This is a genomic window from Mongoliibacter sp., from assembly GCF_007692705.1.
GTDB lineage: Bacteria > Bacteroidota > Bacteroidia > Cytophagales > Cyclobacteriaceae > Mongoliibacter.
Genome location: NZ_REBN01000109.1, coordinates 1 through 16,597, shown reverse-complemented (window position 1 = coordinate 16,597; position 16,597 = coordinate 1). Strand labels below are relative to the sequence as shown.

10 protein-coding genes are annotated in these 16,597 nt (G+C 38.5%); 8 read left to right on the top strand and 2 right to left on the bottom strand.

Annotation, left to right across the window (positions count from 1 at the left end; translation table 11 throughout):
* Positions 1–356: 356 nt before the first annotated feature.
* Together smc and EA341_RS04620 are read left to right on the top strand one after the other, a co-directional pair.
* Positions 357–3,896 carry a chromosome segregation protein SMC gene (gene smc / locus EA341_RS04625; RefSeq protein ID WP_293011755.1) on the top strand — a complete coding sequence of 1,180 codons (3,540 nt, stop codon included), beginning with the start codon at positions 357–359 and terminating at the stop codon, positions 3,894–3,896.
* Positions 3,897–4,034: 138 nt separating this feature from the next.
* Positions 4,035–5,447, top strand: a complete 1,413-nt coding sequence (locus EA341_RS04620) for a TlpA disulfide reductase family protein (protein ID WP_293011753.1) — start codon at positions 4,035–4,037, stop codon at positions 5,445–5,447.
* A gap of 26 nt (positions 5,448–5,473) precedes the next feature.
* Here EA341_RS04620 and EA341_RS04615 read toward each other — a convergent pair whose 3' ends face one another.
* The gene (locus EA341_RS04615; RefSeq protein ID WP_293011751.1) at positions 5,474–7,225 is read right to left on the bottom strand and encodes an ABC transporter ATP-binding protein; all 1,752 of its coding nucleotides are present in this window, start codon (positions 7,223–7,225) and stop codon (positions 5,474–5,476) included.
* 135 nt (positions 7,226–7,360) lie between these two features.
* Between EA341_RS04615 and EA341_RS04610 the strand changes: the two genes are divergently transcribed.
* Positions 7,361–8,620 carry a neutral/alkaline non-lysosomal ceramidase N-terminal domain-containing protein gene (locus tag EA341_RS04610; protein WP_293011749.1) on the top strand — a complete coding sequence of 420 codons (1,260 nt, stop codon included), beginning with the start codon at positions 7,361–7,363 and terminating at the stop codon, positions 8,618–8,620.
* Positions 8,621–8,623: 3 nt separating this feature from the next.
* Here EA341_RS04610 and EA341_RS04605 read toward each other — a convergent pair whose 3' ends face one another.
* On the bottom strand, positions 8,624–10,816 hold the full coding sequence (locus EA341_RS04605) for a DUF5916 domain-containing protein (RefSeq protein ID WP_293011748.1): 2,193 nt from the start codon (positions 10,814–10,816) through the stop codon (positions 8,624–8,626).
* A gap of 191 nt (positions 10,817–11,007) precedes the next feature.
* Between EA341_RS04605 and EA341_RS04600 the strand changes: the two genes are divergently transcribed.
* The 5 genes from EA341_RS04600 to EA341_RS04580 form a co-directional block, all read left to right on the top strand.
* Complete coding sequence (locus tag EA341_RS04600; protein ID WP_293011746.1) at positions 11,008–11,538, top strand: DinB family protein; 531 nt, start codon at positions 11,008–11,010, stop codon at positions 11,536–11,538.
* Between the two features lie 104 nt (positions 11,539–11,642).
* On the top strand, positions 11,643–14,078 hold the full coding sequence (locus EA341_RS04595) for a hypothetical protein (RefSeq protein WP_293011744.1): 2,436 nt from the start codon (positions 11,643–11,645) through the stop codon (positions 14,076–14,078).
* Complete coding sequence (locus tag EA341_RS04590; protein WP_293011742.1) at positions 14,065–15,108, top strand: glycosyltransferase; 1,044 nt, start codon at positions 14,065–14,067, stop codon at positions 15,106–15,108. The genes EA341_RS04595 and EA341_RS04590 overlap by 14 nt, the downstream gene beginning before the upstream one ends.
* A gap of 159 nt (positions 15,109–15,267) precedes the next feature.
* Positions 15,268–16,113 carry an FkbM family methyltransferase gene (locus EA341_RS04585; protein ID WP_293011740.1) on the top strand — a complete coding sequence of 282 codons (846 nt, stop codon included), beginning with the start codon at positions 15,268–15,270 and terminating at the stop codon, positions 16,111–16,113.
* Positions 16,114–16,152: 39 nt separating this feature from the next.
* Positions 16,153–16,597: lipopolysaccharide biosynthesis protein (locus tag EA341_RS04580; RefSeq protein ID WP_367126946.1), on the top strand; the 445-nt coding region annotated here is incomplete at its 3' end.

Here is a 16,597-nt window from a genome sequence, read left to right as displayed (position 1 = left end):
TCCAATATACACATTTAACTTATCTACAAAAAAGTAAAGGCGTATATCTATTTCATTTAACCAACCATCCTCGGAAGTGTTTTCTTTTGACCAGCTACTAATTGATTTCAGCCCCATAATGAAGCTTCTATTCACCATACATCCTCAATGATAAGCAAGCGAATTTTCAACAAAGAAAATGGTTGATATAGCTTAACACAGATCTGCTAAAAAATGTCCATTTATATCAATGCTTTTCCTAAAGCTTGCCATTCAAAATATTAATTCCAGTATTCTTGATCCCGCAAATCGATTTCCTTGGTAAATTTCTGAATTGGGTTAATTTTGTTCGATATTCCAAATCAATTTACTGTAGGATGCTGCTGAGTAAGCTAGAGATTAAAGGTTTTAAAAGTTTTGGTGACAAAATGGTCATTCATTTTGACAAAGGTATTACTGGTGTAGTAGGCCCTAATGGGTGTGGAAAATCCAATGTAGTGGATGCCATCCGATGGGTCTTAGGTGAACAGAAAACCCGTATGCTACGCTCTGATAAGATGGAAAATATTATTTTCAATGGGACCAAAAACCGGAAACCAACCAATATGGCGGAGGTCTCGCTGACTTTTGAAAATACCAAAAACCTCCTTCCTACAGAGTATACCCACGTCACTATTTCGCGACGCTACTATAGAAGTGGAGAAAGCGAATACCTTCTTAATGGCATCACATGCAGGCTTAAAGACATCAATAACCTCTTTATGGACACGGGCATCAACTCAAACAGTTATGCCATCATTGAACTCAAAATGATAGATGAGTTGCTAAATGATAAAAACAACTCTAGAAGAGATCTCTTCGAAGAAGCCGCAGGAATATCTAAATTCAAGACGAGGAAGAAGGAAACCTTAAGAAAACTGGAAGATACAGACGCTGATTTGGAACGAGTTGAAGATGTGCTTTTCGAAATCGAAAAAAACCTTAAAAGTCTTGAAAAACAGGCCAAACAGACTGCGAAGTATTTTGAAATAAAAAAGGAATATAAGAAGGCGAGTATCAACTTGGCTAAAAAATCTGTCAGCAAACACAGCGAGTCTCTTATTGGAATTCACCATAAAATTCAAGAGGAGAATGACAGAAAGCTAGGCATTAATACAAAAATAACTGAGAAGGAAGCTTACCTGGAAAATGCCAAAGCCGATTTGATTCATAAAGAAAAGCTGCTTTCCTCAAGACAAAAAACACTCAATGAGCATGTCAATAAAATACGGCAGTTTGAAAGTGATAAAAAAATCAAGAATGAAAGGTTACGGTTTCTAGAAGATAGGGCTCAAAAACTGCGAGAACAAATAGATGCTGACCGTAAGTCAAACGACCGGGCAGGTTTCAGCATTAGATCCCTAGAACAGGAAATGGAGAGCGCCCAAAAACAACTTGCGGAAAAAGAATTTGTAGTAGAAGAACTCAGAAGAGACTATGAATCAAAAAAACTGCAACAAACGGATATTCAAGAACAACAAAAAATAGCCAATAAAGACTACGTAAGTAAGAAGGATCGTGTATACCAACTTTCCAAAGATCAGGAAATCAAACAGATTCAACTTTCTACATTAAAACAGGAATTGGAAAAAACAGCCTCTGATGATGATTCTCAAGAGGCCAATCTTGCTGATTTTGAGGAAAAAATTGTCAGACTGAAAGAAGAGTTGGACGATAAATCGGCTTCTCTTTCTAAGCTAAAAGCTAAAGAAGAAGATCAGACCCAAAAGATTGAAGAAACGAATAAAGTCATCGACATGATCCGGGAAGAAGTCACACAGCTCTCCCGAAAATTAGATTCAAAACAAAATGAATTCAACTTGACCAAATCATTGGTTGAAAACCTTGAAGGATTTCCTGAAGCCATCAAGTTTTTAAAGAAAAATTCATCTTGGGGTAAGGACACTCCTCTTTTATCCGATATCCTAACGACTGAAGATAAGTATAGGGTTACCATAGAGAATTACCTTGAAGGCTACATGAATTATTATGTAGTAGAAACCGAGATGCAGGCCATCGCTGCTGTCAACTTACTCAGTGATGCTGCCAAAGGCAAGGCCAACTTTTTTGTTTTGGAACACTTTAATAGCTTTCAACCTAGCCAAACCAAGTTATTTTCCAATGCCATACCGGCCACAGAAATCATCGAGTTTGATGAAAAGTATGGCAAACTTATCAGCTTCATACTGGATAATACATACATTGTCAATGGAGAGTTTAAGGATTTTCCAGAAGATAAATCTGCCATATTCATCACCGAAAGCGGAAAATTCACCAAAAGGAAGTTTAGTATTTCAGGAGGTTCTGTGGGTTTATTTGAAGGTAAAAGGATCGGTAGAGCTAAAAATCTTGAAAAACTCGAAAAAGAAATCAAGGAACTTAATAAGAAAGTATCTGGCACCCGTGCCAATCTAGACAATAAGGTAAGTGACTTGTTGAAGCTCAAAGAGATAAGCTATAAAAAAGATATTGAAAACCTTCAACAGGAAATCAGTGAGATCAATCAGCAATATGTCTCTGTTCGCACCAAAAAAGAGCAATTGAGTGAAATGCTCAGTTCAAATGCAAACAAGCGGGAAGACATTTTAGACAAAATCGATAACCTTCAAAGCAGCCTTGAGGAAATCGGCCCTGAATTGGAAAAAGAAAAAGCTTCATTTGAAGCCTTAGAAGAGGAACTGGAGAAACTCAATTCGGCTTTAGAGGAAGAAAGTGAATCACTTAATAAAAGATCACAGGCTTTCAATCAGGAAAATATTCTTTTCCACCAACAGTCAAACAGGGTAAATAGCCTTGAACAAGAGATTGATTTTAAAAAATCAGCATTTGAAAGCAGTAAGGAGAGAATAGAAAAATCCCAATCAGAACTTAGCGCAACAGATCAGGAAGTACGCTCTTTATTGGACAATAACGAGATCAAAGACGATGAACTGATTGAATTATATTCAGAAAAAGAGGGAATCGAAAAAGGTGTTAACGAAGCAGAAAAAGATTATTATGCAATGCGTGGTGAAATAGACACCACTGACAAGCAAATACGGGAATTACAGAAGTCAAAAGAATCCATGGATACTTTAATCCAAAATCTGCAACAATCTCTGAACGAGGTAAAATTGAAATTGGCCAGCCTTAAAGAAAGATTGAGTGTAGAGTTTGAAATCGACCTGGATAGACTGATGGAAGAAAACCCGGAAATTGACGAAGAACACAAAGATTTTCCAGAAGATGACTTAAGGCAGATCGTCCAAAAAGCCAAAGATCGGTTGGAAAAAATAGGTCCCATCAATCCTATGGCTATGGAGGCTTATGATGAAATCAAAGAGCGTCATACTTTCATTACTGCTCAAAAAGAAGATCTGGAGAAAGCCAAAAACTCTCTTGTAGAGACTATTAAGGAAATTGATCAAGTGGCAAAAGAGACATTCTTGGATGCATTCGGTAAAATTAAAGAAAACTTTATCAAAGTATTCAGATCATTATTTACAGAAGAAGACCAATGTGATCTCACCCTGCTAGACCCCCAAAATCCGCTGGAGAGTGCCATAGAAATCATTGCCAAGCCAAAAGGAAAGCGTCCATTGACAATTAACCAACTTTCCGGAGGTGAAAAAACATTGACAGCGACTTCACTCCTTTTTGCCATATACCTCCTTAAACCAGCACCATTCTGTATATTCGATGAAGTGGATGCTCCTTTGGATGATGCCAATATAGATAAGTTTAACAATATCATTCAGACCTTCTCTAAGGAGTCACAGTTTATCATTGTAACCCACAATAAAAGAACTATGGCAAGTACGGATATCATTTATGGCATTACCATGATAGAGGCCGGTGTATCGAGGGTAGTACCTGTGGATTTGAGGGAGTTGGCTTGATTTTGATTAGCAGAGTTCAAACTTTTATCCCATTGAAATTTTAAACTATTTTGTTTTTTAGATAAGATTTTTTTGACTTTTACCTAAAATACACCTAAATTTTACGGTAGCTATTATCTTCACTTAAACTCAATAGATATGAAAGCTCAATTCTATTATTGTTTGGTATTTGTTCTTTTGCTTTTTGCCTGTAAACAGGAAGAGGCCATCAACACCAAAATCATCATCGCAGGACAATTTGAAAATCCTGGAGAAGAAACTAAGGTCATTTTGTATTTGGATGAAGAACTGTCCAATGAAACCGTTGATCAGGATGGGATTTTTAGGGTTGCTTTTGATTCCGATGAAAGCAATACTTACATGTTTATCGCTGGAAGAAACAGGATTCAACTTTTCTTAAACCCTGGTGACAGTGTTTATATTTCAGGCGATTTGGACAAGCTTAAAGAAACCATCAGCTTGGATGGTGACCGAAAAGCTGAAAATGATTACCTCAGAGCAAAAACAGATTGGGAAATGGAAAGTGGGATTGCCAACGCCATGGAATTTATGAAACTAAATAGAGAGGAATATTTCGAAAAGAAAGAGGAATATTTTTCAAAGCAGAAAGCAAATTATGAAAACATCAAAACATCGGCAGAACTTCATCCTGATTTTATAAGTCTAGAAGAAGCATATTTTGAATACAAACCACTTTCTTACGATTTAGAATACCCAATGTATCATGCTTATATCAATAAGATCAGTCAGGATTCAGTGGATTTCCCTAAAGAAGAAAGTAAGGAAGCACTAAAAAAGCTAGACTTAAAAAGAACGGATTTACTCAATTCCGAACCATACACTTCCCTTATTTTGCGTTTGGTTCAGGAAGAAGCTTCTGCTATAGTGAAGGAGGATACAGTAGGTTTCAAAGGACAAGAAGGCTATACAAAAGCGAGATTGATGGCCATTGATAAGGTCTTAGAAGAGCAGAAAGTCAAGGACAAAATATTCTTCATTGGGCTTAGCCAAGAGATGAGTTACAGAGGTCCTGTACACTTGAAAGATTCCTATGAAAAATTCATGGCTGAAAACGAAAGTCCGAAACTGGCCTCAAAACTGCAGGAAATACATGACAAATGGGAGCCTATCATGCCCGGTAAAGACGTGCCTGATTTTTCATTTGTCAATATTGAAAATGAACCTGTGAATCTCAGCGATCTGAAAGGAACGCTGGTATATGTTGACATATGGGCGACTTGGTGTGGTCCTTGTATAGCCGAGCATCCTCATTGGGACAAAATGAAGGAAGAATACAAGGACAAGCCTGTTTCCTTTCTAACCATTTCCATCGATGACAGCAAAGAGCCATGGGAAAAGATGGTCAAAGCCAAAAATATGCAGGGTTTGCAGTGGTTTACCGAAAATGCCTGGAAATCTGAGATTGCCCAGCATTTCAATGTTAATGGTATCCCTCGCTTCCTCCTTCTAGATAAAGAAGGTAAAATAATCGACCCATCAGCAGACAGACCATCCGGGGCAATCCGGGAAACTCTGGATAAATACTTATAAAAAAAAGCGGGAAATTCCCGCTTTTATTATATTCTAGCCTGATAGGTATATAATTGGTAATACCTACCCTCTTTAGCGATCAATTCATCGTGTCTTCCCTGTTCTGCTATCCTACCATTTTCTATCACCAGAATTTGGTCAGCCTGTCGTATCGTACTAAGCCTGTGGGCAATCACGAAAGTCGTCCTTCCTTTCATTAGTTCTTTCAAGGAGGCTTGGATCAAAGATTCACTTTCAGTATCCAAGTTAGAGGTAGCCTCATCCAAAACCAAAATCCGCGGATTTGCCAGAATGGCTCTTGCAATAGCTATTCGCTGCCTTTGCCCACCGGATAACTTTACGCCCCGTTCCCCTATTAAAGTATCCAAACCATCCTCAAACCTATCGGTAAACTCCTGCACATGGGCAGCTTGCACAGCTTGGTGTAACTGTTCCTCTGTAGAATCAGGTCTAGGGAATAGAATATTTTGTTTGATTGTACCTTCAAACAAAAAATCATCCTGTAGCACTACCCCTAGCTGAGACCTGTAGGAATCCAAGGTCACTTTTTGTAAATCATGTCCATCCACCGTGATTATACCTGAATCAGGATTTAGAAAAGAAGCTGCTAAACCTGCTATCGTAGTCTTTCCAGAACCGGAAGTTCCCACCAAAGCTGTCACGGAACCTGCAGGCGCATTAAAGCTAATGTTTTTGATGACCTCCTTGCCTTCCTCATAGGCAAATGAAACATCTTGAAAAATAATATTTCCCACGATTTTAGGCAAGGCAATTGTCCTTGCTCCATCCGAATTTTCCAAGGGATAATTCATGATTTCCTCTGTCCTGTCAAGACCTGCAAAAGCCTCTGTAAACTGACTGCCTATGTTACTCATCTGCACTATCGGAGCTATCATAAATCCTAGGTAAAGTGTAAATGCCAAAAAGTCTCCAAAAGTCATCTGCCCATCCATGATCATGTATCCACCTATTCCCATGATACCGGCAGAAGCAAGACCTAAGAGAAAAGTAGCCGAAGAGGTAACCACGCTGGTAGTTGTCAAACTGGATTTGACATTTAAAAACAGCCTTTCCACTCCTTGCTCAAAAGTCAGTATTTCCTGTTCTTCTGCATTGAACCCTTTAATTACTCGGATCCCACCAAGTGTTTCAGTAAGCCTACCTGTGACTTCAGCATTGATCTTACCTCTCTCCCTGAAGATAGGTCTTATCTTTCCAAAAGCTTTTAAAGATATCAATCCAAAAATTATCACAGGAACCAACACATATAATGTCATCAAGGGGCTGATATAAATCAATAAGACCAATGAAATTACAGCTGTAAGCACCCCTCCTATCATCTGAGCAAAGCCAGTCCCAACCAAATTACGTACTCCTTCTACATCTGTCATGATCCTGGACACCAACTCTCCGGTTTTGGTATTGTCAAAAAATCGGATGGGTAACTGGATGATGTGCCTCTGAACTTTTGACCTTAGCTTGGCAATCAAATGCTGCGCTTCTACACTTAGAATTTGAGTGAGTGCATATGATGTAACTGCTTGAATGGTTATCGCTGCAGCTACACCGATGACCAGCCATTTGAGCATTTGTAAGTCATTAGAGGGAATGACATCATCAATTAGTATTTTACTGGCACCAGGAAGTACCAATCCTGAAAGCCTTGAAATGATTATTAAAAATAAGCCTAAAAATAATTGCTTTCTTCTTGGCCAAATTATGGTTTGAAACACATGGTTCATGGTGACCTTGCCTTCAGTTTTATTTTTTGTAGTCATAGCTTATTTTAAAATCTAGTCAGAACATGGGACTCACCAAAATTAGTTCTAATTTGGAAAGAAATACTTCTAAACTGCCGTCACGTAAGCGGATTACCCAATTTGTAAATAATCAAAGACCCTAATTACCTGATTATGAAAAGAAATAGCCTGCTTGTTTTACTTTTTATTTTTACTTTTTTTGCCTGTGGACAAAAACCTGAATCAGATTCAACTTCCAGAATTTTGAAAATTGGTGTATCCAAAGCGATCATCAATCCAGCATTAGGAAGTTTTATCGCAGGAGATCAACAGAATAGGAGATTCACCGGGGTATTAGACAGTCTCTACGCCAAGGCCTTTGTTGCTTTTGATGGGTCCTCCTCGGTGGCACTTGTGACCTTGGATTGCATAGGATTAATGTATAACGATCTTCTAAAGGTAAGGACAGCTTTATCCAAAATGGATTTTCCTATTCCATTCACCCCTGAAAGTCTGGTTATCAGTTCGACGCACACCCATTCAGGCCCGGATGTAGTAGGACTTTGGGGAAAAGATTTCAGTGAGTCCGGTGTGGATCCTGCTTATTTAGATCATTTGATTGAAACTATCACCGCTGAGGTTTTGAAAGCTTCTGAAAATCTAATAGCGGTAAATGGAAGGTACATACAGACCACCCATGGAGAAGACTGGGTCCGAAATATCAGCGAAGAGGAAATAGATAGGTCATTGACAAGCTTGATATTTGATGACTCGGAAGGAAACAACATCGCTACGCTGACAAATTTTGCCTGTCATCCTACTTATCTTGATGCAGTGGTCTCTGAAGTATCTGCAGATTACATAGCAGGGTTTTATAAGAAAATGGAAGATAACTTGGGTGGAGAGCATCTTTTCTTCCAAGGAGCCATAGGAGGTTGGATTCAGCCAAGTGACAAAGACGGAAAGCATCAGACTGCCATCAAAAGAGGAGCAGGTTTGGCAGAAGCAGTATTGAAAGCATTAAGCACCGAGGGGAAACCATTGCTAAGTAATGAAGTTCATTTCCGTAAAAATTATGTGGATTTTGAGGTGGAAAATGAAGTTTGGAGACAATTGGCCCAAGCTGGCATTGTCAATAGAGATATTTCCGAATATGTTCGCTCGGAAGTCGCATGGTTTGGGATAGGTGAGGCGAGTTTTGCTACCCACCCGGGTGAAACAGCACCGTATTATTCCAAAGAAACTAAAAAACTAATGCCTGATGGCCCAAAATTCATTTTAGGGTTGGGTCAAGATGCTCTTGGATATATTCTCAAGCCAGAATACTTTACAGATTCTACAATTTCCCATTCCCAATATCTGACCAGTATGTCTTTGGGTCAGAATTCAGGTCCCACTTTGATGGAAGAATTAAAGCGCTTGTCTGAGTATTAAACTTTAGAATCTAAAGGTATAAGCCAATTTGACGTTTGTCCTATCTTCAATTGATATAAATCTTTCCATAAACCGCTGCCAATTGTGATTATACACTACAAAAAAAGTATTCCCGGGATCGATCACCCATGAAAACCTTGTATTTGTACCCACGAAATTGGTGACATTATCATATTGAATATTGAAATTGAGAGAGACCCAGGGAGAAAAATCATACCCCGATACCAACCTGAAAATATGGGTATCAAAATCACCTTCTGCCAACCTTACCCTACTGTGTTCCCAGCTGGCAGTCATATTTAGACCAATTATTGGCCTCATAAAAAAATCGGCAGAAATATTGGCCTGAGTACCTGTCCAAAATCCGATATTAGAGTACTGTAGTGTTCCCCCGATTTTCCTGAAAGGCGCGGAAGAAGCCGTCAAAATATACCCCATATTATTGTATTCACCCGGCTGAATGACATATTGCCCATCTCTTAGGATATCAAAAGGTCTATCCAGCCATTCAAAATTATGATCAAGTCTTACCTGAAAAATATCTCCGCTTTCAAACCTTAGCCCCAAAACCCTTAGCCTGTGGTTTACAGTTGCAGGACGCCAATCCATTTCCATCAAATATTCAAAGTAATATTGCCAACTCAATTCCCTTATTAGTTTACTTTCTTTCCAAAGAGGATTATAGGTAATCGTCGGTTGTAACCTTCTGAAACCAACCCTAGGAGCAAAACCGACAGCTGGGTCATAGTTGACACCAAATTCTCTGTAAGAAACGTGCGCATCCCAAGGTTGATTGGGGAAATTGATTCTTCCACCTCTTACAGACCTATCCCAAAGACTGCTTTCATCACCTATAAAAGTTTCAGTGTGACCTACAAAAAAGGCTTCCATTTGTAGATTTTTATTCCCCAGAAATTTGGAGGTACTCAAGCTCAAATCAGCTCCCAATGTCTGTCTGACCGGTAAACTGTCACCATCTGAATCTCTTCTGGTATATACCACACCCACAGTACTTTCATCCGAAATATTCTGTACTACCCTACCCACTGTAAAATTTTCACCAGGTCTTTCTCCTTCAGCACCTGTTCTTACCTGAAGAAAGCCTACATCGGTATTTTTGATCCTTCCGATAAGCCTACCTCCATGCCTAATGGGAATAGGTCTACCCTCCTGGAGTCCTATTCTCCTACTGAAATACGGATTTGGCCCACTAGAAGGGGCGAAGAGAAAAATATTTGACCCTTCCAAAAAGAAAGCCCTACGTTCCGGGAAAAATAAAGGAAACCTTGTCAAATTGATCTGCCTGTCATCTACTTCTGTCTCTGCAAAATCCGTATTGAGCGTAATTCCTGCCTTGAGGTTGGGAGAAATATTATAATTGATTTCCCCTCCTGCATTATATTGATATTCAACTTGTTTTTCTCCTTCCGGGTCCTGTCTTTGCCTCACCTGCGAAACAATCCCATAGGGAATCGCTTCCACTCCAATTCCCTGGGTATGGTTATTCAAGCCTACAAGCTTTCCAGCATCTTGAGGGCGGTTTATACCCTGATTTCGTTCGTATCCTGTCCAAAGTACATCCTCATTCTTTCGCCTGATTGTCCTTAAAAAATTAATTCCCCAAGTATCATTTTTAGGGTCAAAATTTAATGTCATAAATGGAATTCGGATTTCAGCGGCCCAACCATCTGCGTTCTGTACTACCCAAGCCCTCCATATTCCGTCCCACGACCTGTTGATGGATGTACCTTGTCCAGTTCTTAATATACCATCACCCATCAAACCCAAAGGGTTGATCTCGAAGTAAAATGAAGATCTTTGATCATTGTATGTATCAAGTATAAATACAAACTTATCATCTGTATCCAAAGGCGAATCCCTTCTTCTTTGAAAAGCTTTTATTTTATCAGGTTCAGAATCATAGAAAACGGCTGAGATATAAAGATTTTGTTCGTCATAAGCGATTCGAACTTCAGTTCTCTCACTTGCAGGATTACCAGGTACTGGTTCTTGCTGCTTAAAACCTGAGGCCACCTGTACTTTTTCCCAAAAAGCTTCGTCGGAAACACCATCAAGTACTATTTGCTCATCAGGTAACATACGATATGCTTCCAATTCTTGTGCATAAAGTCCATTAGTACCTGATGTCAGCACTAAAAAAAACAGAACAAAATAAATCAGTTGGGTAATTTTCACAATTCAAAATTGTATGGTTTTAATCCCTTAACCTTCTTGAATGGTATAAGTGGTAATATTCATTTTTTGAAAAAACTATTCTACCACCATTGGTAAATTCGAATAATTTGAAATTTCAATAAGGGGTTAATTTCTTTTTGATGCAATATTGTCAAAATAAAGCCGAAATTTACTCTCCAAATTAAGGACTTATGAATTGGATAGAAGAACTTGAAAAAGTAAACGAGGAAACAAAATCAACATTTGGGGATATTTCTGATGATACTTTGAATAAAAGGCCAAACCCCAGCAAATGGAGTGTAGCTGAAAATTTTCATCACTTGATAAAGGTAAATGAAAGTTATTTCCCCCTTTTCATAAAACTTCAAAATAACAGTTTTCAAGCACCGTTTATTGCAAAGTTTTCCTTTTTCAGCAGATTATTTGGTAATATGATTTTTCAATCCGTTTCAGATGGAGGAAAGAAAAAAGTGAAAACATTTCCTGCCTGGGAACCTGAGTCCAATACATATCAAAATACCATATCAGATTTTCTACTTCATCAGAAAATGCTAGCTGAAAAAATCCGGGAAATGCAACCCTTTGTAGAACAAAACACTATTATTCATTCTCCTGTAAATAGACTGATTGTGTACCCTCTTCCTCAAGCACTTGATATCATTGTTGCCCACGAATGGAGACATCTTGATCAAGCCAAGCAGGCCTTGAAGAGTTTAAAATAATTTAAATACCATTGGCTAGCGACAAGAAAACACGTCCTGAAAACAATCCTTTTAGCATTTATTTCTAATTTGCGCTTATTCGTGAACTGAGTAAAATTTTCAAAATGCAATTCAACTTCAAAAAAGAAATTCTGCCCCATTTTATCGGTATCGCCATTTTTTACCTGATAGTACTTTTTTATTTTTCCCCTGCTGTTTTTGAAGGCAAAATTATTTTCCAATATGATATTCTTCAATGGGAAGGTGCAGCTAAAGAAATCCTTGACCATAGAGCAGAAACTGGAGAGGAAGCGCTATGGACAAACAGGCTGTTTGGTGGTATGCCTGCATATTTAGTAAGCTTTGAAGTTCCGGGTGACATCACAAACTATATCACTAAAGTGATTACTCTAGGTCTTCCCCACCCTGTCAATTCTTTGTTTTTTGGCATGGTATCCATGTACATACTATTATTATCATTCAAAGTAAGGCCTGAATTCTCTATAGCATCAGCTATTGCTTTTGCTTTCAACACCTTCCATATCATCAGTTTAGACGCAGGTCACAATGCTAAAATCTGGGCTATTTGTTTGATTCCTCTAATTATAGCAGGTATACATATAGCATTTGAGGGGAAAAAACTCTTGGGATTGGCATTGTTCGCTTTTGGACTGCTTTTGCAACTAAAATTCAACCACCTTCAAATCACTTATTATACAGTGATCATTGTGCTCGTTTATGGAATCGGTAGAATTCTCCAAAGTATCAAATACAGAGAACTTCCAGATTTTGGAAAAACTGTGGCCATTTTGTTAATAGGATTAATGCTGGCTGTGGGTGGTAACCTGAGCAGGTTTTTGACGGTATTAGAATACGGTACTTATTCTACCCGTGGTCAAACCAATCTTTCCAGCCAAGAAGATTCTCAGGATGGGCTTGACAAAGATTATGCTTTCAATTGGTCCCAAGGAAAACTGGAAACACTTACGCTATTGGTTCCTAATCTCTATGGACCCGGTAGTACTAAGTCTTTCCCCAAAGATCCAGAAACTGAAAGGGTACTTAGAAACAACAATATTGAAGTAGCACAGGTAAAAGACAATATTGATTATGCCAGAAAATATTGGGGTGATCAACCTGGGACAGGAGGGCCAATCTATGGCAGTGCGATCATGCTTTTGCTTTTTGTGATAGGAGTGCTGTATGCTCCCAAACCATTCAAAGGCGTCTTTATTTCACTTGCCTTAGTCGGGATTATTCTGGCTTGGGGGAAAAACTTTCAGGGGCTCAATTATCTACTTTTCGATTACCTGCCAGGGTACAATAAGTTCAGGGCAGTCACCATGGCATTGAGTATCAGTTTATTTGCTATACCTGTCTTGGGTGGACTTGGGTTAGAATATTTGTTTAAAGGAAATGAAAAAAAAGCAGCGTTGAGGTCCTTGGTAATTGCTTTCGGACTGAGTGGTGGTCTTGCATTATTGTTCTGGCTATTTGCAGGCGTATTCAGTTTAAGAGCACCATTTGACGACAACTTCCCTGAGTGGCTGGTAGAAGCCTTAAAAGAAGATAGAAAAGCCATTCTCAAAGCCAGTGCATTTAAAAGTTTTATCCTGATCTTGATTGCTGTTGGTTTGATCTGGGCAGCTATAATGGAAAAAATTCCCACTTTGGCATTGGGATTTGGGCTCTCTTTTATCGTGATCTTTGACTTGTGGACAATTAATAAATTGTTCCTAAATGAAGATGATTTTCAATTCAGCCCGGCTGAACAGTTTTTCGCCAAGACACCTGCTGATGAAACCATTCTCAGAGACGGTGATTATTTCAGGGTATTGAATATCAATAATCCTTTCAACGAAGCACGTAGCAGCTATTATTTCAATTCTATCGGTGGATACCATGGGGCTAAAATGAAAAGGTACCAAGAATTGATAGAGAATGCATTAAACCCTGAAATACAAGGATTCATTGCTGAGGCGCAGGAAGGAAATTTCAACTGGATGAGCCTAAATGTGCTCAATATGCTCAATACCAAATATGTCATGGCAGGGAGAACAGAAAATATGGTGTTCCAAAATCCAGAGGCTAATGGAGCTGCATGGTTCCCTGAACAAATTGTCAATGTGGAATCTAATGATGAAGAGATGGAAATCATCAAATCTCTAGATACAAAAACTAAAGCAACAGTCAACAGCAATGAGTTTGGTAACCTGAACGCGGGTGCAGGCTCTGTGCTTTTGAATGAGAAAGAACCTGGCTTACTTGAATATGATATCAATGCACAGCAGGCTGGACTTGTAGTGTTTTCCGAGATTTTTTATCCTGTAGGCTGGAAGGCTAGTATAAATGGACAAGAAGCTGAAATCATCAGAACAAATTACCTTTTGAGAGGTATTGTCGTACCTGAGGGACAATCCACTGTAAAAATGAGCTTTGAACCCTCTTCCTACTATGCTACTAAAACATTGGTGGTCATTTTCCAATACTTATCGGTATTGCTATTAATTGGAAGTATTGTCCTAACTGTCAGAAAATCAAATGCAAATGGAAAAACCTAAAGCTCTGATAGTTGTCCCTTCTTTCCAATCATTTATTTTACAGGACATTGAATTACTCTCCGAGCGCTATGAGTTGACTATAAATCATTACGATTGGAGAAATAAAGCACTGGCACCGGTTTACCTTTTCCGACAGTTTTTTCATTTACTTGTGACTATACCCCAATGCAGGTTTATTCTGATCCATTTTGGTGGATATTGGTCATTTTTCCCGACTCTCTTGGGGAAAATTTTTGGAAAACCGTCTTATATTATTCTTCACGGTACAGACTGTGCATCTATTCCAGAATTGAATTATGGCAGTTTGAGGATCCCGCTCTTGAAATGGTTTTGCAAAAAATCTTATGAATGGGCTACCAAGCTCTTTCCTGTGAGTGATTCATTGATATTTACTAAGAATTCATATATCAACTATGAAAAACCAATTTTTAATGGCTTGAAGCATCATTTTCCAAATTTACAAACTCCCATTCTAGTTATTCCTAATGGATTCGACACTCATTTTTGGGTTCCTGATGAAAAGCTCAAGACTAACCCTAACTCCTATTTGACAGTATTATCCACTTCCCAGTTTTATCTCAAAGGCGGAGACCTTATTATTCAATTGGCTGAACAAATGCCTGAAAGCAAATTTCAGCTAGTAGGATTAAATTGTCCTCCTGATATAGAGCGCCCGAAAAATGTAGAATTCCTTGGTCGGCTTGAAAAAAAAGAGCTAAAAATACGCTATCAAAGTTCTGCATATTATATGCAAATTTCCAGCTTTGAAGGTTTTGGGTGCGCCCTTTGTGAAGCTATGCTTTGTGGATGCATTCCAATTGTTTCAGAGGTCAATGCTTTGTCTCAAATTATTGGAGATACAGGAGTAACAGTTCCTTTCAGAAGATTCTCCAACCTTCAAATCAGTGTTCAAATGATAAATAGTCTCACAAAAGGACAAAACATTAATCAGTATGCAAGAAAAAGGATAATGGAACTATTTCCGTTGGAAAAAAGGAGAGATTTATTATTCGAATCCCTGCAGAATTAACAAAATTTCTATACTATTCATTTGTAAAATCATTCATAAACATTTAAATCAGCCGCTCCAATACTGAAAGGTTAAGGATTAGCGAGCGGATACTTGAAAAATATTCCTTAAACCATCGAAATAAAAGCTTCTAGGCGTTCTGCCTTATTGAGCAATATTATGGAAAAAACAGTGGCCATTCTTTCGAGACAACTTTATCGCATTCCTGGAGGTTATTTCCTGGTGCAATTACTCCGACATCTTTTTCCCCTAAAAGACTCATCCGTAAACACTCACCGTACTTTTTCATTCCGGGGAATAAATATGAAAGTTGATATTTCCAAATCCATGGGAGCAGCCATATATTGGCGTGGAGCACATGATTGGGCTCCAATATTTATCTTGGAAAAGATGGTTTATGAAGGTGGAACGTTTATCGATATAGGCGCCAATCAGGGCGAATATAGCCTATGGGCAGCAAGAAAAGTCGGCAAAACCGGGAAAGTGATTGCATTTGAGCCCATGGATCAGTTATTTGATTCGCTTACCGAAAACATAAATCTCAACCCTTCTTTGAGCCATATTTTCATCCCACTGAAAAAAGGTTTATCAGACTCTCCCGGTAAACTCCAACTATTTGGAAAACCAGGTGATAATGAGGGTGTAAACACCATGTTTCCAACAGCTGCCCATTCTCTTTTGATTCAGGAAATAGATTTGGGAACGCTAGATCAGGAGCTGGAAAAAATGAGTATAAATAAAGTAGATTTTATCAAGCTTGATGTAGAAGGTGCAGAGCTACAAGTTCTTAAAGGTTCAAAAGAAACCATTCAACGGTATAAACCTAAATGGATGATTGAAATCAATGAAGAAGCCTGTATTGCGGGAGGGTATAAGCCAGAGGATATTTTGAATTTTCTTCGGCCTTTTGGATATGAGTTTTATAAAATTGGCTTAAGAGGTAGCTTGATCAAAATCCAAACTGTCACTGATTCCTTTGTCAATATTTTGGCTGTTACCACTTGATGATTTGTATTTCCCACACATTGTCTATTTTTACCTGAAATGAAAGCAGTAGCCAAACAGAGTATCCTGACCACTATCTCCTCTTATATAGGGGTATTGATCGGTTACTTTAATGTACTTTGGCTTTTGCCTTATGCACTTAGTCCGGATCAGATAGGACTGTTTCGCACCATTCAGGATATGGCCTTGCTATTTGTTCCGTTTGCACAACTGGGCATAGGGAATGGCATAACCAGGTTTTATCCCAAAGTGAAGTCTCAGCAGTTTGCGTTTTTCTCCATGAGCTTGGTAGTGAGTCTGATTGGGTTTTTATTACTTTCCGTTCTATTTTTTGCTTTTCGAGAAAACTTAGTCACTGCTTTTGCTACCAACTCACCGGAAGTAATTGATTTTTTTGCAGTAGTTCTATTTGTCACTTTTTTCTCTGTGTTAAATTCAGTTTTGGATGCTTTTTGCAGATCCTTCCTTAAAATAGCTGTTCCAG